Origin of the sequence: Vibrio sp. STUT-A16, assembly GCF_026000495.1 — a bacterium.
Classification (GTDB): domain Bacteria; phylum Pseudomonadota; class Gammaproteobacteria; order Enterobacterales; family Vibrionaceae; genus Vibrio; species Vibrio diabolicus.
Map to the genome: position 1 here is coordinate 1,776,057 of NZ_AP026765.1, position 20,525 is coordinate 1,796,581.

The 20,525-nt window shown below is 42.3% G+C and carries 17 protein-coding genes and 3 pseudogenes; all 20 read left to right on the forward strand.

What is annotated here, in order from left to right; translation table 11 throughout:
- The first annotated feature begins 3 nt into the window (after positions 1-3).
- Positions 4-612, forward strand: a complete 609-nt coding sequence (gene fdh3B, locus OO778_RS08665) for a formate dehydrogenase FDH3 subunit beta (protein WP_005377536.1) — start codon at positions 4-6, stop codon at positions 610-612.
- Between the two features lie 14 nt (positions 613-626).
- Entirely contained in the window at positions 627-1,679 is a 1,053-nt protein-coding gene (locus OO778_RS08670; RefSeq protein ID WP_074191459.1) for a formate dehydrogenase subunit gamma, read from the forward strand.
- Complete coding sequence (locus OO778_RS08675; RefSeq protein ID WP_104969459.1) at positions 1,663-2,079, forward strand: hypothetical protein; 417 nt, start codon at positions 1,663-1,665, stop codon at positions 2,077-2,079. The genes OO778_RS08670 and OO778_RS08675 overlap by 17 nt, the downstream gene beginning before the upstream one ends.
- A 422-nt stretch (positions 2,080-2,501) precedes the next feature.
- On the forward strand, positions 2,502-6,878 hold the full coding sequence (locus OO778_RS08680) for an RHS repeat-associated core domain-containing protein (RefSeq protein WP_074191461.1): 4,377 nt from the start codon (positions 2,502-2,504) through the stop codon (positions 6,876-6,878).
- On the forward strand, positions 6,879-7,778 hold the full coding sequence (locus OO778_RS08685) for an immunity 49 family protein (RefSeq protein ID WP_074191462.1): 900 nt from the start codon (positions 6,879-6,881) through the stop codon (positions 7,776-7,778). It abuts the gene before it with no gap.
- 45 nt (positions 7,779-7,823) lie between these two features.
- Positions 7,824-8,781 (forward strand): annotated as a pseudogene (locus OO778_RS08690) (type IV secretion protein Rhs); the annotation flags it as partial.
- Position 8,782: 1 nt separating this feature from the next.
- Positions 8,783-9,676 carry an immunity 49 family protein gene (locus tag OO778_RS08695; RefSeq protein ID WP_104969456.1) on the forward strand — a complete coding sequence of 298 codons (894 nt, stop codon included), beginning with the start codon at positions 8,783-8,785 and terminating at the stop codon, positions 9,674-9,676.
- A 288-nt stretch (positions 9,677-9,964) separates the two neighbouring features.
- On the forward strand, positions 9,965-10,468 hold the full coding sequence (locus OO778_RS08700) for a hypothetical protein (protein WP_258615737.1): 504 nt from the start codon (positions 9,965-9,967) through the stop codon (positions 10,466-10,468).
- Between the two features lie 210 nt (positions 10,469-10,678).
- Entirely contained in the window at positions 10,679-11,566 is an 888-nt protein-coding gene (locus OO778_RS08705; protein ID WP_104969451.1) for an immunity 49 family protein, read from the forward strand.
- A 99-nt stretch (positions 11,567-11,665) separates the two neighbouring features.
- Positions 11,666-12,454: pseudogene (locus tag OO778_RS08710) on the forward strand (hypothetical protein); the annotation flags it as partial.
- On the forward strand, positions 12,455-13,348 hold the full coding sequence (locus tag OO778_RS08715; protein WP_074191466.1) for an immunity 49 family protein: 894 nt from the start codon (positions 12,455-12,457) through the stop codon (positions 13,346-13,348).
- A gap of 174 nt (positions 13,349-13,522) precedes the next feature.
- Positions 13,523-14,425 (forward strand): immunity 49 family protein, encoded by a 903-nt coding sequence (locus OO778_RS08720; protein WP_264909158.1) that lies wholly within the window; start codon positions 13,523-13,525, stop codon positions 14,423-14,425.
- Between the two features lie 181 nt (positions 14,426-14,606).
- Positions 14,607-15,185: pseudogene (locus OO778_RS08725) on the forward strand (type IV secretion protein Rhs); the annotation flags it as partial.
- Between the two features lie 16 nt (positions 15,186-15,201).
- Complete coding sequence (locus tag OO778_RS08730; protein ID WP_264909160.1) at positions 15,202-16,083, forward strand: immunity 49 family protein; 882 nt, start codon at positions 15,202-15,204, stop codon at positions 16,081-16,083.
- Positions 16,084-16,251: 168 nt separating this feature from the next.
- The gene (locus tag OO778_RS08735) at positions 16,252-17,154 is read left to right on the forward strand and encodes an immunity 49 family protein (protein WP_264909162.1); all 903 of its coding nucleotides are present in this window, start codon (positions 16,252-16,254) and stop codon (positions 17,152-17,154) included.
- A gap of 250 nt (positions 17,155-17,404) precedes the next feature.
- A complete protein-coding gene (locus tag OO778_RS08740) occupies positions 17,405-17,581 on the forward strand; it encodes a hypothetical protein (protein WP_240312152.1) in 177 nt (58 codons plus the stop codon).
- A 17-nt stretch (positions 17,582-17,598) separates the two neighbouring features.
- The gene (locus OO778_RS08745) at positions 17,599-18,498 is read left to right on the forward strand and encodes an immunity 49 family protein (RefSeq protein ID WP_046875287.1); all 900 of its coding nucleotides are present in this window, start codon (positions 17,599-17,601) and stop codon (positions 18,496-18,498) included.
- Between the two features lie 174 nt (positions 18,499-18,672).
- Complete coding sequence (locus OO778_RS08750) at positions 18,673-18,843, forward strand: hypothetical protein (RefSeq protein ID WP_005398475.1); 171 nt, start codon at positions 18,673-18,675, stop codon at positions 18,841-18,843.
- Positions 18,844-18,993: 150 nt separating this feature from the next.
- Positions 18,994-19,896 (forward strand): immunity 49 family protein, encoded by a 903-nt coding sequence (locus OO778_RS08755; RefSeq protein WP_264909168.1) that lies wholly within the window; start codon positions 18,994-18,996, stop codon positions 19,894-19,896.
- A gap of 435 nt (positions 19,897-20,331) precedes the next feature.
- On the forward strand, positions 20,332-20,484 hold the full coding sequence (locus tag OO778_RS08760; RefSeq protein ID WP_080936776.1) for an AHH domain-containing protein: 153 nt from the start codon (positions 20,332-20,334) through the stop codon (positions 20,482-20,484).
- Positions 20,485-20,525: the final 41 nt, after the last annotated feature.

Consider the following 20,525-nt stretch of genomic DNA (forward strand, 5'->3'; position numbering starts at 1 on the left):
ACAATGGCACGAATGAAATTTCTATGTGACACCAAACGCTGTATCGAGTGTAACGGCTGTGTTACTGCTTGTAAGAACGAAAACGACGATGCGCTTGAATGGGGCATTCAACGTCGCCGCGTGGTAACACTAAACGACGGTGAAGCTGGTGAAAACTCTATCTCTGTTGCTTGTATGCACTGTACCGATGCGCCTTGTATGGCAGTTTGTCCAGCTGATTGTTTCGAACATACAGAAGACGGCATCGTACTTCACAATAAAGATCTGTGTATCGGTTGTGGTTACTGTTTGTTTGCTTGTCCGTTTGGCGCACCTCAGTTCCCTAAACAAGAAGCGTTTGGCGAACGTGGCAAAATGGATAAATGTACTTTCTGTGCGGGCGGCCCAGAAACAGAGCCTGGCTCTGAGGAAGAACGTCAAAAATACGGTGCGAACCGTATCGCAGAAGGCAAGTTACCAATGTGTGCATCGCTTTGTTCAACAAAAGCGCTGCTTGCGGGTGACGCAGAGAAAGTCTCTGACATTTTCCGTCAACGTGTGGTAGAACGCGGCGCGAAAAACGCAGGTTGGACAGACGGAAACGATCTTTCTTACGATGCGACGAAAAGCTAAGTAAGGAGAGGCACATGTTAAACACGCTTAAACGTGCGTCTCTAGCAATGCTGTCAATGATGACGGCATTGCTGCTGACTTTCGCAATGCCTGCTTCAGCAGAGGAACAATCTTCTAAAGTTATTCAACAGGAGATAACGCAACTTGCAGGTGCAGATTATTGGCGTGAAGTCAGAGAGGGGCAAGAAGGTTATACCACGTCTAAATCGCCAGAACATGGCGTATTAATCAGTAAACCTGGTGAGACTTGGTACATTCTAAAAGAGAAATGGATGTCTCCTGCTGGTGCTGTCGCGATTTTCGGCAGTATCGCGATGGTTATCATGGCTTACGTATTTGTTGGCCCTTTGATGCTAAGTAAGCCTCGTACAGGCAAAAAGATGAAGCGCTGGTCTCGCTTGGATCGCGCTCTCCACTGGAGTATGGCGTTTACATTCTTAACGCTTGCATTCAGTGGTTTGATGCTGGTTTACGGTAAGCACTTTTTAAAACCGTATGTTCCTACCGAGTTTTGGGGCTTTATCGTCATGTTGGCGAAGCAGTACCACAATTACATGGGGCCATTGTTCTTCATTTTGCTGATGCTCGTGCTCTTTAAATGGTGGCGCAAGTCGATTCCAAACATGACAGATGTTCGTTGGTTTATGAAAATGGGCGGCATGGTTGGTAAACACAAAGGCACACATCCGTCAGCTGGTTTCTCAAACGGTGGTGAGAAGGCAATCTATTGGTTGTTGATCTTCTTTGGTGCTATCGCGGCAGTGAGTGGCTTAGTTCTAGATTTTCCTATCTTTGGCCAAACTCGCCGTGACATGGAGCTTTCTAACTTAGTTCACGCGATTTCGGCACTGATTCTAATCTGTGGCTTTATCTTCCACATCTATATTGGTCTATTCGGTATGGAAGGTGCGCTAGAAGGCATGGTGACAGGTGAAGTTGATGAAACATGGGCGAAAGAGCATCACGATCTTTGGTATGAAGAAGTGAAATCCAAAGAAGCGATGGGCGAAACAGATACGGCACAAACGGAAGCAAAAGGAGCGAAAGCGAATGAACAAACCTCATAACGGGATTTGGGTTGCGTACATCCTGAGCTGTCTGACCCCGTTTACGTTTCTGATCTCAGGCGTTATCGCAATTATCTATGCGGGTTATCGATTAGATAAGGGAGAAGACGGCGACGTAGTGATTTCTCATTACTACGGTTTAATTCGCACCTTCTTCCTCTACCTGACGTTTTTTGTTGTGTTGATCGTCACCGTCGCGACTTCTAATGGTGTACTCGTTGGCGTGAGTGATTATTGGTTGCATAGTACTTTGCTTGAAACCATCGCTTACTTTATTCCTTGGGTAGGGATGGTGTTTGCTGCATTAGCCATCTTGGTGTGGTTTATGCGAATGTTTCAAGGGATGCAGCAACTGCGGAATAACCAACCACATAGACCATCGACAGGTCCAAACCTTTAATCAACACTCTTTAAGCAAAACCGCCTTAACAGGCGGTTTTTTTTTGCTGTCATGTCTCAAATATGAAGCGCTGAGTCCTACAGGTGATACTTGATGCAACTTATTGAGTGAATTTACGTAACTGGGCAGAAAATCATAGTTAAGTAAGAAACATGTAAAAAAATCGCGTCGCGATGAGACATTAGTCTCACTCACGCTATTGTTCATTTACTCAGGATTCATCGTCCCGTTAAAGTACGCTGCGCTCAGAAATTCAAAGAGTTGCATACGTGAAAATTGCCATCAATACATTCAGTCTACGCATACAGATGAATCTCTATCGGAGGATGTTTGATTAAGGCATCTTGCTCTCACAAATAAAAAGAGCGAAACGAGCATTAAATGATGCGGCAAGGTAAGAAAAGGACAAACACGTTACGGCTATGATCCCTCAATTCGTCATTCCTATCACGAATCGCTTTGGCGAAAGTTATCACTTCTCTGGTCAGTTACTTACTAGCGGCGAACCTAAAACATTCGTGACCAAACAAGAGGCAATAGAGTTTCTTGAGAGCTTTGGTGAGCTTGACCTTCGCTCTGTCGAAGACTTGTTCTATTTGATTGGTCAATTCAAGCCAAACATACCTGACGGTGAGCTTACTTCCCAACACTATAATTCAACGTTTGCCAATGCTTTGGTGAACGGTGACTTGCATGTCGCTCGAATTGTACCGACCGGAGAAAACTACGCACTCTCGTCAGCGGTTACGCCTCCACCGACTCAAAATACCGTCAATGCAAAACCATCGAAGGGAAAGGGGAAGTCGAATAAAAAGAGTGGCAGAAGTGCCGCATCCGCCAAGCCTCAGCAACAAAGCAGCGAAAAACATGAGAAAGCCGGTGATCCTGTATCACTTGTGACGGGTGAAGAAATTCTCGAACTCTATGATATCGAGCCACAACAAGGCACTACTTGGCAGCGTACTTATCGCTCTTCGCAGTCGGATGTAAATCATGGAATGGGCTTTGGTTGGCGACATGCATTTCAGTTTGAATTACGCGAGAAGACGGACGAGAAAGACAATGTTATCGCTTGGGAGTTTGTTGACGATAAGGCCGATATCACAGCATTTGAGCCAGTAGATATTGGAGCAACAAGTTACCAGATATACGCTGGTGCGAGCTGTTATTTCCTAAATTCAGCAACTCGGATCGTGACGCTCGCTAATGGGCATCAATATCGATTTGAACAGAAAGATGATCGTTGGCTTGTTAAACAAGTTAGAAATGGCACGTTTTCAACGTTTCAATTGCAGTATTCTCGAAACCATCGATTGATCGAGATCGCATATAACAAGCGTCCGGTTCTTGAATGTCAATATGATAAGCAAGGACGCCTTGTAGAACTGCTTAATGCAAAGTCCCAAAAAGTTCTGACAACTTATACCTATGATGAGCACGATGATTTGGTCAGTGCAACTAATCATTTGGGCTTAAAGGAACAATATCAATATAGCGGTCATTTAATTGTTAAGCGTGTACGACCAACTGGCTTTACTCATTATTTTGAATGGGATGGCGAAGGTGCTAACGCGAAATGCATCAGGAACGTTGGGGACGCAGGAATTTATGACTATCGCTTCCATTATCAGGGAAATCATTCTTCTTATTCTGACTCGTTAGATCATCAATGGTCTTTCTTGCATGACGAGCAGGGTAACATACTCGAGAAAATAAGCCCCACAGGTAAAACTTGGCGATGGCAATATGATGAATTAGGACGAAAAGCACAAGCTATCTATCCTGATCAGTCAACGGTCAATTATCAATATAATCAGCATGGTCAATTAGTTTCTAAGCTTCATTCCTCTGGCAAAGAAATTCAATATGGTTATGACGGCTTAGGTAAGTTAGTTAAAACGGTTTCACCTGACGGGGATATCGAGAAGGCTTACTACAATAGCCTCGGTCAAAGAGTTTGGGATACCGATCAGTTCGGCTGTGTCACGGAATATGATTACGATAAACACGGTCAAGTCGTCAAAAAAGAGTCTGAAGATGGTAAGAAAAGTCAGTGGTGGTGGGATGAACAACAAAGACTTATCGCGAATGAAATAGACGGTACATTACTTCGTTACAGCTACAACGAAGAAGATCTGGTGAATGGCGTCGCTTATCCCGATGGGTGTATTGCTCAACTCGCTTATGATCAATTTGGCAGGCGTACATCAGTTCGTTATTTTAACGACGAAGACAAAGTCGGTTATAGCGAAGAATATTCTTACGATGAGCACAGCCGTGTTGCTCAGATTCGAACGCCAGCAGGCATTACCTCGTATCAGTGGGGAGCACTCGCGCAACAAGAAGCAGTCATCTTCCCCGATGGCAGCCATATTTCTTATGAATACAATCAACAACGTAACCTGACTAAATTAGTTCGGAGTGACGGCTTAGAATTCGAATTCCTGTATGACGATGAAGGCCAGCTATCAGGAACTGTTGGGTTTGATAATCTACAAAGCCAATTTAATTATGACGATATGGGGCGGATCCATCGTAAGCAAGTCGCCGATAGGACCGTGCTGTACCGCTATGACGCTGCGGGTTATCTCAAGCACGTCAAAGCAGGAAATGGTCGCAGTATTGTAGAGAACCACTTCAATTATACACTTGGTGGGCGACTTACTTTCGCATCCAATCGCCATCAAACATTGCAATACCAATACTCTTCATTCGGGCATTTAACAAAGCGCATTCAAGGTCAGTTTGAGATAGCGCAGGAGTTTAACAGAGTTGGCCAACGCGTATCTCAGGTACTGCCAGATAATACGGAGCTGAACTTCTCTTATGATCGATATGGGCGTTTTTCAGCGATTCGATTTGGAAACCTAGATTTACCTCAAATCAAATTTCATTACGATGAAATGGGACGAGTTTCCCAAATTAAAACGGCACATTTTAATGAGCGCATCATTTATGATGGTGTTGGTCGTTTGGTTGAACAACATTGGCCAGATAGAGAGAAAAAGTACGTTTACAACGCACAAAACCGCATTTCATCAATCATTGATAATACGGCAGGAGCAACGCATTATCAGTACGATGCCTTAGGGCAACTGAAACGAGTCAATGTTTCCGGAGAAGTGACTAAGTTTGAATACGATAGTTTTGGCAATCCTACTTTGCCAACTTCAGAGGTATTCGCTGATCGTATTGAAGTACACGATCGTGTCCGGTTCAAATATGACGCGCAAGGAAACCAGACAAAACGTGAGGGGCAAGGACAAGTTCAGACTCGAGTGTTTGATGCGTTAAATCAGCTCATTGAAGTTCACACCGACGATGTCATCAGTCAATATGAATATGATGCTCTAGGGCGCAGAACGAAGAAAATTACACAAAAAGGCGTTACAGAGTTCTTGTGGGAAGGTGAACGTTTAATTGGTGAACGCTCTTCAGGTGCTTTCCGCTGGTACCTATATCAACCTGAAACCTACACGCCAGTGGCACTGCTAGAAAATGACGTTATTTATTGGTACCAGTGCGATCAAGTTGGTAAACCAGAGCGACTAATCGATTGCGAAGGGAATGTTGTATGGAGTGCAAGTTACGATGCTCACGGTTTTGCTCATGTACATATTGAAAATGTAGCAAATCCATTGCGTTTTCAAGGGCAGTACTTCGATCGAGAAACCAACTTACATTACAACCTCGCTCGGTATTACGACCCTAAGCTAGGACGTTTTATCCAACAAGACCCGATATCTATTGCTGGTGGCATTAACCATTACCAATATGCAGTCAATCCTATCCAGTGGATTGACCCAACAGGTTTCCTTTGTGAAGAAGGGCTAAAACGCTTACAGCAAATGCTGACTGAGTATCAGGCGCAAAGCGATGTCCCCCAAGAGGTTTGCGATCAGATTTTAGAAGCTGCAAAAGAGTCATCTGTCGGAGAAGATGGCGTTCGTTCGCAAGTCAAAATCCGAAAACCCAAAGGTAAAAACAATATTCGATATGAATACGATTTAGACCATATTGATTGTGAGAGAAACGAGATTACTTTTTATCGTCATATCAATCATTCAGATGGCAGCAGACACGAAGTGCAGTATGTTGTTGGGATTGAGGAATTTGTAAATGCGCATGTTTTTGACTCAGAGAAAGTTGGCGGGGAAGAAGGTTGCACGATCTTCACTGAAGATCTTGTGCTGAACAAAGCAAAGTATAAAGAAAACTCTGAACTCAATACGAGTGGTTATGAGCTAACAGAAAGAAACAAAGCAAAAATTGATGAATGTTTGAAAGAGCGTCAAGAGGCTATGGAGGCTCGAACTGACGAAGAAGGATATAACGCGCAAATCGCCAAGATTAATCAGCAATCTGCAAAAATCGGTGAGTTGGCTGCGGATGACTTTGTTCGAAGTAAACGTCCTAATGCTAAGTTGCTTCATCCTAAAGATATTGGAACCTCAATTTCGAAGCCGGGCGACTTTGATATGGTTTACGAGGTGGAAGAGCCACCACCTGGTGAAATTATCATTGTTGAGGCCAAAGGGGGGAGCAGCCCGCTAGGCAGTCGTAAGCTCGGAAATATGGCATATCAGCAAGGGACAACTGAATATGCAACTGCAATTACTGATTTAATGGCTCAAAAGGACAAAGGTACAACCGAATGGAAAGCGGCCAGAAGTATAAATAAAGCATTGAGAAAAAAAATTCCTGTTAGATATATTCACACCACAGCAGCTATTTCTGATGCTGGAGAGGTTTCTTCAGTTAATGTAAAAGAATTTAACGTAGGATTAGGAGTGAAATAAATGCCTGAAAAAAATAAGAAAAATCACGTAGAGAGAAAGGCGGAACCTCATCTAACACTAAATGATGTCGCTGACTACCAAATGTATATCAATGAGGATTTAGATGAGCGCAAAGAGCTAATAGCAATCCGTAGAGAGAACTTAGTCGCTCTTAGCGACGACGTTTCAGAACAAGTGAGGTGGTATACTTGCTTTCCATCTTCAATAGAAACTGAACAAATCGGAACACTTTGCCTTTATGAGGCGTCATTGATGCGTGCTTTTTACCATCAACTTGCCATTAAACCAAGAGAACCTCAAAGCGTTAAATTACCTGATTATCCAGAAGTGACATGGAAAGGCGAAGGTATTTTGAAAACTGGATGTTTACACCCTAATCGATGGTTGGATGCTTATTTTACTTCGGTGATTGTGCGTGATAAACCTAGTATGGACATATTGGCGAACTTTCCGATTTCTTTGATGAGACAGAGCTCTACCAAAGCGGGTGAGCTGTCTTATATGCTAGTAGACGTCATTCAGTCGTTCCACAACCGCACATCGGACTATCCTGATAAGCTGGTTGCAGCAATGGACGCAGCGGTAGCTCAAGGAGATAGCTGGGCGTTGGAAATTGCGATGGGGATCCTAGAAACCTTCGCAGCGCTCACTACTAATATTGGTTATGATTTTGAGGAAGTGCTCGTTAAAAACCTACAGTTTCAAGAGAAATATCATCTTAGAGAATTAGGACCAGATAGGATAGGCATCCGAACTTTTATTAACTTCCCTCTGCTTGGCATGGCTTGTATGTGGTACGACAAAGGCAACCGTTTATCTATTGAAACCGGTTGGCTTCCTCCTTATCTCGTCGAGGGGCGTTGGCTAGAAGAAGTAAAAGCAGGGAAGATCACTCGATAAATTATCATTTAGTTAGAAATTCAGTATATAAGCCACCTTTCACGAGGTGGCTTATATGTTTACCGATATTCAATCAACCCCATCTAGTGGATTGACCCAACAGGTTTTCTCTGTGAAGAAGGGTTAAAATGCTTACAGCAAATGCTGGCAGAGTATCAGGCGCAAATAACGTTCCCCAAAAGGTAAAAATCATATCCGATATGAATACGATTTAGACCATATCGATTGCGAGAGAAACGAGATTACTTTTTATCGTCATATTAATCATTCAGATGGCACCAGACACGAAGTGCAGTATGTTGTTGGGATTGAGGAGTTTGTCAATGCGCATGTTTTTGACTCTGAGAAAGTTGGTGGGGAGAAAGGTTGCACGATCTTCACTGAAGATCTTGTGCTGAATAAAGCAGAGTATAAAGAAAACTCAGAACTCAATATGAGTGATTATGAGCTAACAGAAAAAAACAAAGCAAAAATTGATGAATGCTTGAAAGAGCGTCAAGAGGCAATGGACGCTCGAACTGGCGAAGAGGGATATAACGCTCAAATTGGCAATATTAACCAACAGTCTGCAAAAATTGGTGAGTTAGCCGCGGATGACTTTGTCCGGAGTAAACGTCCTAATGCTAAGCTGCTTCATCCCAAAGATATTGGAACCTCAATTTCGAAGCCGGGCGACTTTGATATGGTCTACGAGGTGGAAGAGCCACCACCAGGTGAAATTATCATTGTTGAGGCCAAAGGGGGGAGCAGTCCTTTGGGTAGTAGAAAAATAGGAAACGAAGCATGTCAGCAAGGAACGGCTAAATATGCAGCGGCAATAGTTGGTAAGATGTCTAGGAATCGGCGAAATACAACAGAGTGGGAAGCAGCTAAATCAATAAGAAACGCTTCGAGGAGTGGACGCCCAATCAGATATATACATACTAAAACCCCAATCTCTGAATCAGGGAAAGTTTCAAAGGTTAAAGTAAAAGAATTTAATGTAGATTTAGGGAAGTTTTAAAATGTCTGACAAAATTAAAATAGAAAGAAATGCTGATCCAAAGCTGACCTCGGAGTTAATCAAAGGCTATAGTTCTGATATTGATGAAGACCTTGATACGCGCAAAGAGGTAATCAGTATTCGTAGAGAAAACTTAGTTGCTTTAAGTGATGAATCGTTTTATCTAGTGAGATGGTACTCGTGGTTCCCACACTCCATAGAAAATGAACAAATCGGAACACTTTGCCTGTATGAAGCGTCATTAATGCGCGCGTTTTATCATCAGTTAGCGATGAGGCCTGACGAACCTCAAAGTATTCAATTACCTAGATACCCAGAAGTGACCTGGAAAGGCGAAGGTATTTTAAAAACAGGCTTCATTTGTCCTTCAATGTGGCTAGATGCCTATTTTACCTCTGTCATCGTCCGTGACAAAGCTAGCATGGATGTGTTGGCGAACTTTCCGATTTCTTTGATGAGACAGAGCTCTACCAAAGCGGGTGAGCTGTCTTATATGTTAGTAGACGTCATACAGTCGTTCCATAACCGCACATCGGATTACCCTGATAAACTGGTGGCCGCGATGGACGCGGCAGTTGCTCAGGGTGATGATTGGGCGTTAGAAATCGCCATGGGTATTTTGGAAACTTTTGCTGCCCTGACAACTGACATCGGTTATGACTTTGAAGAAGTACTCATTAAGAACCTTCAGTTCCAAGAGAAATACCAAATGAGGCTCGATAAGCCAGAGGACTTGATTTCTATAGAAACTTTCATCTCTTTCTCTTTGCTTGGTATGGCTTGTATGTGGTACGACAAAGGCAACCGTTTATCTATTGAAACCGGTTGGCTTCCTCCTTATCTCGTCGAGGGGCGCTGGTTAGAGGATGTAAAAGCAGGGAAGATCACTCGATAAACTCCTTTAGTTAGCAATTCAGTATAAAAGCCACCTCTCATGAGGTGGCTTATATGTTTACCGATATTCAATCAACCCCATCTAGTGGATTGACCCAACAGGTTTCCTCTGTGAAGAAGGGTTAAAATGCTTACAGCAAATGCTGGCAGAGTATCAGGCGCCAAATAACGTTCCCCAAAAGGTAAAAATCATATCCGATATGAATACGATTTAGACCATATTGATTGCGAGAGAAACGAGATTACTTTTTATCGTCATATTAATCACTCAGATGGCAGTAGACACGAAGTGCAGTATGTTGTTGGGATTGAGGAATTTGTCAATGCGCATGTTTTTGACTCAGAGAAAGTTGGCGGGGAAGAAGGTTGCACGATCTTCACTGAAGATCTTGTGTTGAATAAAGCAGAGTATAAAGAAAACTCTGAACTCAATACGAGTGGTTATGAGCTAACAGAAAGAAACAAAGCCAAAATTGATGAATGTTTGAAAGAGCGTCAAAAGGCTATGGACGCTCGAACTGGCGAAGCGGGATATAACGCTCAAATCGCCAAGATTAATCGGCAATCTGCAGAAATTGGTGAGTTGGCCGCAGATGACTTTGTCCGGAGTAAGCGTCCTAATGCTAAGCTGCTTTATCCCAAAGATATTGGAACCTCAATTTCGAAGCCGGGCGAGTTTGATATGGTTTACGAGGTGGAAGAGCCGCCACCAGGTGAAATTATAATTGTTGAGGCCAAAGGGGATAGCGGCCCGCTGGGCAGCCGTAAGATTGGAAATATGGTATATCAGTAAGGGACAACGGAATACATTGCAGAAATCACCAACCTAATGTCTGAAAAAAGAAGGACTGAAAAATAACAGCAAGCAAAGCTAAGATGCAGCTTTATCCGGCGTACCTCTTCGATATACATACTCAAGCATGCATTCCAGAGAACGGGGATGCATAGGGTGTAAAACTAAAAGTGGCAGAGTTTAAAATTAATTCTAAAGGACTAATTTAAAATGCAAAGTAAAGTTGTAGAACGCAAAGCAAACCCTGAGTTGAGTCAAAGTGGGGTTTCTTCTGAGAAAGAATTTATCAATAAAATATTAGATAAAAGAAAAGAAGGCCTTAAAATCCGGCGGGAAAACCTGGTCAGTCTTGGTGATTTCGCCATTGACCAGGTTCGCTGGTATACCTGGTTTCAAACCTCGCATGAAGACGAACAAATTTGTACATTACGTCTTTACGAAACTTCTCTAATGGGCGCTTGTTATCATCGACTTGCTAGGAATCCTAATGATGAATTAACTATAAAGATTCTCGACTATCCTGAAGTAAAGTGGGACGGGGAAGGTATTTTAAAAACGGGGTGCATAAATCCTAATAGATGGATTGATATGTATTTCATATCGGCAATTGTGCGTGACAGGCCAAGTTTAGACGCATTGGCGAACTTTCCGATTTCTTTGATGAGACAGAGCTCTACTAAAGCGGGTGAGATGTCTTACATGTTAGTAGATGTCATCCAGTCGTTTCATAATCGCACATCGGACTATCCTGATAAACTGGTGGCCGCGATGGACGCAGCGGTAGCTCAAGGGAATAACTGGGCGTTGGAAATTGCGATGGGGATCCTAGAAACCTTCGCAGCGCTCACTACTAACATTGGTTATGATTTTGAGGAAGTGCTCGTTAAAAACCTAAAGTTTCAAGAGAAATATCATCTTAGAGAATTAGGACCAGATAGGATAGGCATCCGAACTTTTATTAACTTCCCTCTGCTTGGCATGGCTTGTATGTGGTACGACAAAGGTAACCGTTTATCTATTGAAACCGGTTGGCTTCCTCACTATCTCGTCGAAGGACGTTGGTTAGAAGATGTAAAAGCAGGGAAGATCATTCGATAAACTCCTTTAGCAAATCAATATATAAGCCATCTCTCATGGGGTGGCTTTTACGTTTGAGGTGGGGAGCTTGTTGTTTGTTGAACGCTCCATCATTGGTGGCATTACCAATATGCAGTCAATCCTATCCAACGGATTGACCCAACAGGCTTCTTGTGTGAAGAAGGGCTAAAACGCTTGCAGCAAATGCTGGCTGAGTATCAGGCGTCAAACAATGTTCCCCAAGAGGTTTGCGACCAGATTTTAGAGGCAGCAAAAGAGTCATCTGTCGGAGAAGATGGCGTTCGCTCGCAAGTCAAAATCCGAAAACCCAAAGGTAAAAATCATATTCGATATGAATACGATTTAGACCATATTGATTGCGAGAGAAACGAGATTACTTTTTATCGTCATATTAATCAATCAGATGGCAGCAGACACGAAGTGCAGTATGTTGTTGGGATTGAGAAATTTATCAATGCGCATGTTTTTAACTCAGAGAAAGTTGGTGGAGAGGAAGGTTGCACGATCTTTACTGAAGATCTTGTGCTGAATAAAGCGAAGTATAAAGAAAACTCAGAACTCAATATGAGTGATTATGAGCTAACAGAAAAAAACAAAGCAAAAATTGATGAATGCTTGAAAGGGCGTCAAAAGGCAATGGACGCTCGAACTGGCGAAGCGGGATGTAACGCTCAAATCGCCAAAATTAACCAACAGTCTGCAAAAATTGGTGAGATGTCTAAGAATGAGCGAGGTACAACAGAGTGGGAAGCGGCAACGGAAATAAAACTAGCGTTAAAGAGAGGGCGACCTATTAGGTACATTCATACTCAAACGGCAATCTATGACGCGGGACAGGTTTCAAAGGTTAAAGGCAAAGAATTTAAAATAGATTTAGGGGAGTTATAAATGTCTAGAAAAGTTAGAATTGAGCGAAATGCTAATCCGAAACTGACCCCAGAGTTAGTCCAAGGTTACAGCTCTGATATTAATCGAGACCTTGATATGCGTAAAGACGTAATCAATGTTCGCAGAGAGAACTTAGTTGCTTTAAGCGATGAAGCGTTTGAGCAGGTGAGGTGGTATACATGGCTTCCACATTCAATCGAAAACGAACGAACCGGCACACTATGTCTATATGAAGCATCATTAATGCGTGCCTTTTATCATCAGCTCGCCATGAGACCAGACGAGCCTCAAAGTATTCAATTACCTGGATACCCGGAAGTAATCTGGAAAGGTGAAGGTATTTTAAAAACGGGGTGTTTACACCCTAACCGATGGCTTGATGCTTATTTCACTTCGGTGATTGTGCGTGACAAACCCAGTATGGACCTGTTGGCGAACTTTCCGATTTCTCTAATGAAGCAAAGCGCCACTAAGGCAGGTGAGCTTTCTTACATGTTAGTGGATGTAATTCAGTCATTCCACAACCGCACATCGGATTACCCTGATAAGCTAGTCGCAGCAATGGACGCTGCAATTGCTCAGGGTGATGACTGGGCATTAGAAATCGCCATGGGCATTTTAGAAACCTTTGCCGCCCTGACAACTGATATTGGTTATGACTTTGAAGAGGTACTCATTAAGAACCTGCAGTTCCAGGAGCAATATCAAATGCGCTTGGATGCTCCTAAAAAATTGATTTCAATCGAAACCTTCATCTCTTTCCCTCTGCTTGGCATGGCTTGTATGTGGTACGACAAAGGTAACTGTTTATCTGTTGAAACCGGTTGGCTTCCACCCTATCTTGTTGAAGGGCGTTGGCTAGAAGATGTAAAAGCCGGAAATATAATTCGCTAAGATTCAAAAGGAACTAGGCGATCATTTCTGACGTTTTGTTGTGTTACACTTGGCATTATGTGTCCTTTTTAAAGATACCTAGGCTCTTTTACTCGAATAGCTTGAAGCCCTCAGACGTAGTAGTAGAAGTAGAAGTAGCAGAGTTTAAAATTGATTCAAAAGGATTAAGTCAAAATGCAAAGTAAAGAATCGGTCAAATTTTTAGAGCGAAAAGCAAATCCTGAACTTGACACACAAGCCATTGTGAATCGGAAAAAATTTATAAACCGGGTTTTAGATAACAGAAAAGAAGGCCTTAAAGTCAGGCGAGAAAACTTGGTTAGTCTTGGTGATTTTGCCATTGACCAGGTTCGCTGGTATACCTGGTTTCAAGCCTCTCATGAAGACGAACAAATTTGTACATTACGTCTTTACGAAACTTCTCTAATGGGCGCTTGTTATCATCGACTTGCTAGGAATCCTAATGATGAATTAACTATAAAGATTCTCGACTATCCTGAAGTAAAGTGGGACGGGGAAGGTATTTTAAAAACGGGGTGCATAAATCCTAATAGATGGATTGATATGTATTTCATATCGGCAATTGTGCGTGACAGGCCAAGTTTAGACGCATTGGCGAACTTTCCGATTTCTTTGATGAGACAGAGCTCTACTAAAGCGGGTGAGATGTCTTACATGTTAGTAGATGTCATCCAGTCGTTTCATAATCGCACATCGGACTATCCTGATAAACTGGTGGCCGCGATGGACGCGGCAGTTGCTCTGGGTGATGATTGGGCGTTAGAAATCGCCATGGGTATTTTGGAAACTTTTGCTGCCCTGACAACTGACATCGGTTATGACTTTGAAGAGGTATTAGTTAAGAACCTACAGTTCCAAGAGCAATACCAAATGAGGCTTGATAAACCAGAGGACTTGATTTCTATAGAAACTTTCATATCTTTCCCTCTTCTTGGCATGGCTTGTATGTGGTACGACAAAGGCAACCGTTTATCTATTAAAACCGGTTGGCTTCCTCCTTATCTCGTCGAGGGGCGTTGGCTAGAAGATGTAAAAGCAGGGAAGATCACTCGATAAACTCCTTTAGCAAATCAATATATAAGCCATCTCTTATGGGGTGGCTTTTATGTTTGAGGTGGGGAGCTTGTTGTTTGTTGAACGCTCCATCATTGGTGGCATTACCAATATGTAGTCCACCATATCCAGTGGATTGACCCAACAGGTTTGGGGTAGCCAATGCTGGCATAGTATAAAAAAGTCTGAACTCAATACGAGTGATTATGAGCTAACAGAAAGAAACAAAGCAAAAATTGATGAATGCTTGAAAGAGCGTCAAGAGGCAATGGACGTTCGAGCTGGCGAAGAGGGGTATCACGCTCAAATTGGTAATATTAACCAGCAGTCTGCAAAAATTGGTGAGTTGGTCGCGGATGACTTTATTCGGAATATACGCCCTAATGCTAAGTTGAGCCATCCCAAAGACCTTGCAACTTAGGGATCGAAACCAGGTGATTTCAATATGGTGTACCTCTCAGATGATACTGAAGAAATCATCATCGTCGAGGCTAAGGGTGGCAGCAGGCCGCTCAGCAGTCGTAAAATTGGCAATGAAGCATATCAGCAAGGGACAAGCAAATATGCGGCGGAAATCGTTAAATTAATGTCTGAACAAAAAGCTGGTACAACAGAAAGAGCTGCTGCAGACGAAATTACATCAGCAGTGCAAGATGATATTCTAGACAGGTGTTTACATACCCTAGCAGAAATTGATGCTTCAGATGGCGTATCTAAAGTGAATGTAAAAGAGTTTGATATTAGCCTCGAAGAATTAGGTTAAGGGAAGTAAAGTTAGTATGAAAAAGATAAATAGAAAAGCAGCCTACGAGTTGAATACTGAGGAACTTAATTACTATACAAAACAAATAGAAAAAAACTTAGAGAAAAGAAAACATCGTATCACAATAAAGCGCGAAAACTTGATATATCTAACAGACGGGGTTTGGGAGCAAGTTAGGTTATATACTTTGTTTCCAGTGTCTGAACTAAATGACCGAATAGGAACGCTGCGTCTATTTGAAGCCTCGATAATGCAAGCTAGCTATCATCGACTAGCTCAAAAACCTGAAAGCCCTTTGACGGTTAAGGTACCTGATCATCCTGAAATAACTTGGAAAGGCGAAGGTATTTTAAAAACAGGTTTCATTTGTCCTTCAATGTGGCTAGATGCGTATTTTACCTCTGTCATCGTTCGTGATAAACCTAGCTTGGACGTATTGGCGAACTTTCCGATTTCTTTGATGAGACAGAGCTCTACCAAAGCGGGTGAGCTGTCTTATATGCTAGTAGACGTCATTCAGTCGTTCCACAATCGCACATCGGGTTATCCTGACAAGCTGGTTGCAGCAATGGACGCAGCGGTAACTCAAGGGGATAACTGGGCGTCGGAAATTGCGATGGGGATCCTAGAAACCTTCGCAGCGCTCACTACTAACATTGGTTATGACTTTGAGGAAGTGCTAGTCAAAAACCTACAATTCCAAGAAAAATATCATCTTCGAGAATTAGGACCATATAGGATAGGCATCCGCACTTTTATTAACTTCCCTCTGCTTGGCATGGCTTGTATGTGGTACGACAAAGGCAACCGTTTATCTGTCGAAACTGGTTGGCTTCCTCCCTATCTCGTCGAAGGGTGTTGGTTAGAGGATGTAAAAGCCGGAAATATAATTCGCTAAGCTTCAAAGGGAACTAGGTCATCATTTCTGACGTTTTGTTGCGTTACACTTGGCATTATGTGTCCTTTTTAAAGATACATAAGCCCTTTTACTCGAATAGCTTGAAGCCCTCAGACTTAAGAGTAGAAGTAGCAGAGTTTAAAATTGATTCCAAAGGACTACGTTAAAATGCAAAGTAAAGGAACAATCAAAATTGTAGAACGCAAAGCAGATCCTGAGCTGAGTGAAAGTGGAGTTTATTCTGAGAAAGAATTCATCAATAAGATATTAGAACAGCGAAAAGAAGGTCTTAAAATCAGGCGAGAAAACTTGGTTAGTTTTGGTGATTTTGCCATTGACCAGGTTCGCTGGTATACATGGTTTCAAACCTCACATGAAGACGAACAAATTTGTACATTACGTCTTTACGAAACTTCTCTAATGGGCGCTTGTTATCATCGACTTGCTAGGAATCCTAATGATGAATTAACTATAAAGATTCTCGACTATCCTGAAGTAAAGTGGGACGGGGAAGGTATTTTAAAAACGGGGTGCATAAATCCTAATAGATGGATTGATATGTATTTCATATCGGCAATTGTGCGTGACAGGCCAAGTTTAGACGCATTGGCGAACTTTCCGATTTCTTTGATGAGACAGAGCTCTACTAAAGCGGGTGAGATGTCTTACATGTTAGTAGATGTCATCCAGTCGTTTCATAATCGCACATCGGACTACCCTTATAAACTGGTGGCCGCGATGGACGCGGCAGTTGCTCAGGGTAATGACTGGGCGTTAGAAATCGCCATGGGTATTTTGGAAACTTTTGCTGCCCTGACAACTGACATCGGTTATGACTTTGAAGAAGTAGTAGTTAAAAACCTACAGTTCCAAGAGCAATACCAAATGAGGCTCGATAAGCCAGAGGACTTAATTTCTATAGAAACCTTCATCTCTTTCCCTCTGCTTGGCATGGCTTGTATGTGGTACGACAAAGGCAACCGTTTATCTATTGAAACTGGTTGGCTTCCTCCCTATCTCGTCGAAGGGCGTTGGTTAGAAGAAGTAAAAGCAGGGAAGATCACACGATAAAACCCTTTAGTTAGCAATTCAGTATAATAACGTTCAAATCGCCAAGATTAATCAGCAATCTGCAAAAATTTGTGAGTTAGCCGCGGATGACTTTGTTCGGAGTAAACGTCCTAATGCTGAGCTGCTTCATCCCAAAGATATTGGAACCTCAATTTCGAAGCCGGGCGATTTTGATATGGTTTACGAGGTGGAAGAGCCGCCACCAGGTGAAATTATAATTGTTGAGGCCAAAGGGGGGGGGAGCTGTCCGATGGGCAGCCGTAAGATTGGAAACGAAGCGTATCAGCAAGGGTCTAGCAAATATGCTGAAGAAATCACTAAGCTAATGTCTGAAAACGAAGATGAAACGACAGAAAAAATAGCTGCGAAAAAAATCAGAGATGCATCAGATATAAAAGTAGGAATAGCTGAGTTTAAAATTGATTAAGAAGGGTTAGTTCAACAATGCAAGGTAAAAAGCCAGCCAAAATTATAGAGCGTACAGCAAGGCCCAGGTTAGATGATAATAGCATTGCTTCTGAGAAAGATTATATCAATCGAATCTTAGATAAAAGAAAAGAAGGGCTCAAAATTAGGCGAGAGAACTTGATTAGCTTTGGAGATTATGCATTCGAGCAAGTGCGCTGGTTTACGTGGTATCAAGCTTCATGTGAAGACGAAAAAATTTGTACATTACGCCTTTATGAAACTTCGTTGATGAGTGCTTGTTATCATAGCCTTGCAATACATCCCAATGATAAATTAACCATAAAGATCCTCGACTATCCTGAAGTAACATGGAAAGGCGAAGGTATTTTAAAAACAGGCTTCATTTGTCCTTCAATGTGGTTAGATGCCTATTTTACCTCTGTCATCGTTCGTGATAAACCTAGCATGGACGTATTGGCGAACTTTCCTATTTCTTTGATGAGACAGAGCTCTACTAAAGCGGGTGAGCTGTCTTACATGTTAGTAGATGTCATCCAGTCGTTTCATAATCGCACATCGGACTATCCTGATAAACTCGTCGCAGCAATGGACGCAGCGGTAGCTCAAGGGAATAACTGGGCGTTGGAAATTGCGATGGGGATCCTAGAAACCTTCGCAGCGCTCACTACTAACATTGGTTATGATTTTGAGGAAGTGCTCGTTAAAAACCTACAGTTTCAAGAGAAATATCATCTTAGAGAATTAGGACCAGATAGGATAGGCATCAGAACTTTTATCAACTTCCCTCTGCTTGGCATGGCATGTATGTGGTACGACAAAGGCAACCGTTTATCTATTGAAACTGGTTGGCTTCCTCCTTATCTCGTCGAGGGGCGTTGGCTAGAAGATGTAAAAGCAGGGAAGATCATTCGATAAACTCCTTTAGTTAGTAATTCAGTATAATAACGTTCAAATCGCCAAAATTAACCAGCAGTCTGCAAAAATTGGTGAATTGGTCGCGGATGACTTTATTCGGAATATACGCCCTAATGCTAAGTTGCTCCATCCCAAAGACCTTGCAGCTTAGGGATCGAAACCAGGTGATTCAATATGGTGTACCTCTCAGATGATACTGAAGAAATCATCATCGTCGAGGCTAAGGGTGGCAGCAGGCCGCTCGGCAGTCGTAAAATTGGCAATGAAGCATATCAGCAAGGGACAAGTAAATATGCGGCGGAAATAGTTAAGTTAATGTCAGAGAATAAAGGAGGAACAACTTAAAAATTAGCTGCCGACGAAATCCAATATGCCGCTTTATCCGGTAGACCTATTCGATATATACATACGCAGCATCCCAGAAAGTGGAAAAGCCTCGGACGTAAAACTAGAAGTGTCAGAGTTTAAAATTGATTCAAAAGGATTAAGTCAAAAATGCAAAGTAAAAAATCGGTCAAATTTTTAGAGCGAAAAGCAAATCCTGAACTTGACACACAAGCCATTGTGAATCGGAAAAAATTTATAAACCGGGTTTTAGATAACAGAAAAGAAGGCCTTAAAATCAGGCGGGAAAATCTGGTCAGTCTTGGTGATTTTGCCATTGACCAGGTTCGCTGGTATACCTGGTTTCAAGCCTCACATGAAGATGAGCAAATATGTACCTTGCGTCTTTATGAAACTTCGCTAATGGGCGCTTGTTATCATCGGCTCGCTATGTATCCGAAGGAACCATTAAGTATCCAGATACTCGGCTATCCAGAAGTAACATGGGATGGTGAAAGTATTTTAAAAACAGGCTTCATTTGTCCTTCAATGTGGCTAGATGCGTATTTTACTTCGGTGATTGTGCGTGATAAACCTAGCATGGATGTATTGGCGAACTTTCCGATTTCTTTGATGAGACAGAGCTCTACCAAAGCGGGTGAGCTGTCTTATATGCTAGTAGATGTCATTCAGTCGTTCCATAACCGCACGTCGGACTACCCTGATAAACTGGTGGCCGCGATGGACGCGGCAGTTTCTCAGGGTGATGATTGGGCATTAGAAATCGCCATGGGTATTTTGGAAACTTTTGCGGCCCTGACAACTGACATCGGTTATGACTTTGAAGAAGTACTCATTAAGAACCTACAGTTCCAAGAGCAATACCAAATGAGGCTCGATAAGCCAGAGGGCTTAATTTCTATAGAAACCTTCATATCTTTCCCTCTGCTTGGTATGGCATGTATGTGGTATGACAAAGGCAACCGTCTATCTATTGAAACCAGTTGGCTTCCTCCTTATCTCGTCGAAGGACATTGGTTAGAAGATGTAAAAGCAGGGAAGATCACTCGATAACACCCTTTAGTTAGCAATTCAGTCTATAAGCCATCTTTCTCTTGAGATGGCTTTATGTTTATGGTGGGGAGTTTGTTGTTTGCTGAACGAGCCATCATTCGTGGCATTATCAGAAAACCCAAAGTTAAAATTATATTCGATATGAATACGATTTAGACCATATTGATTGCGAGAAGAACGAAGTTACCTTTCATCGTTATATCAATCATTCAGATGGTAGTAAACGCAAAGTTCAATATGTTGTAGGTATAGAGGAAATTGTCCAAATCATCCCCTTAAATAAAACTCAAAGGGGGGAGTGTTGCGAATTATTATGGCGGTTCTTTAAGCAGAGGTTATGGGCTCAAGTTAAATAACGAAATAGTTGGCGGGTTACCTGAAAACCATGCTGGAAATCACCAAATTAGTATCAATATTGCTCAGGAATATCCGGTCATGCATAGAGCTACCGAACTTGATTACAACATTAACAGAGGTGCAAATGGGATTGCACTTCCAACTAATATTAAAACATCTGTCGAAATAGGCCTTCCCTTACACGTGGGTAGACATCTAAGTGCAAGGCACCAAGGTTCTCAGATGCTTTAGTTCGACGAGAAATGAGAGCGTTGTAAACTAAGTATGGTCGT

What these genes read in the sequence shown, in the direction of transcription:
- fdh3B (WP_005377536.1), top strand. Translation starts at nt 4, where the DNA reads ATGGCACGAATGAAATTTCTATGTGACACCAAACGCTGTATCGAGTGT.
- OO778_RS08735 (WP_264909162.1), top strand. Translation starts at nt 16,252, where the DNA reads ATGCAAAGTAAAGGAACAATCAAAATTGTAGAACGCAAAGCAGATCCT.
- OO778_RS08760 (WP_080936776.1), top strand. Translation starts at nt 20,332, where the DNA reads ATGCATAGAGCTACCGAACTTGATTACAACATTAACAGAGGTGCAAAT.
- OO778_RS08750 (WP_005398475.1), top strand. Translation starts at nt 18,673, where the DNA reads ATGGTGTACCTCTCAGATGATACTGAAGAAATCATCATCGTCGAGGCT.
- OO778_RS08705 (WP_104969451.1), top strand. Translation starts at nt 10,679, where the DNA reads ATGCAAAGTAAAGTTGTAGAACGCAAAGCAAACCCTGAGTTGAGTCAA.
- OO778_RS08730 (WP_264909160.1), top strand. Translation starts at nt 15,202, where the DNA reads ATGAAAAAGATAAATAGAAAAGCAGCCTACGAGTTGAATACTGAGGAA.
- OO778_RS08680 (WP_074191461.1), top strand. Translation starts at nt 2,502, where the DNA reads ATGATCCCTCAATTCGTCATTCCTATCACGAATCGCTTTGGCGAAAGT.
- OO778_RS08670 (WP_074191459.1), top strand. Translation starts at nt 627, where the DNA reads ATGTTAAACACGCTTAAACGTGCGTCTCTAGCAATGCTGTCAATGATG.
- OO778_RS08755 (WP_264909168.1), top strand. Translation starts at nt 18,994, where the DNA reads ATGCAAAGTAAAAAATCGGTCAAATTTTTAGAGCGAAAAGCAAATCCT.
- OO778_RS08745 (WP_046875287.1), top strand. Translation starts at nt 17,599, where the DNA reads ATGCAAGGTAAAAAGCCAGCCAAAATTATAGAGCGTACAGCAAGGCCC.
- OO778_RS08685 (WP_074191462.1), top strand. Translation starts at nt 6,879, where the DNA reads ATGCCTGAAAAAAATAAGAAAAATCACGTAGAGAGAAAGGCGGAACCT.
- OO778_RS08715 (WP_074191466.1), top strand. Translation starts at nt 12,455, where the DNA reads ATGTCTAGAAAAGTTAGAATTGAGCGAAATGCTAATCCGAAACTGACC.
- OO778_RS08720 (WP_264909158.1), top strand. Translation starts at nt 13,523, where the DNA reads ATGCAAAGTAAAGAATCGGTCAAATTTTTAGAGCGAAAAGCAAATCCT.
- OO778_RS08740 (WP_240312152.1), top strand. Translation starts at nt 17,405, where the DNA reads ATGGGCAGCCGTAAGATTGGAAACGAAGCGTATCAGCAAGGGTCTAGC.
- OO778_RS08675 (WP_104969459.1), top strand. Translation starts at nt 1,663, where the DNA reads ATGAACAAACCTCATAACGGGATTTGGGTTGCGTACATCCTGAGCTGT.
- OO778_RS08695 (WP_104969456.1), top strand. Translation starts at nt 8,783, where the DNA reads ATGTCTGACAAAATTAAAATAGAAAGAAATGCTGATCCAAAGCTGACC.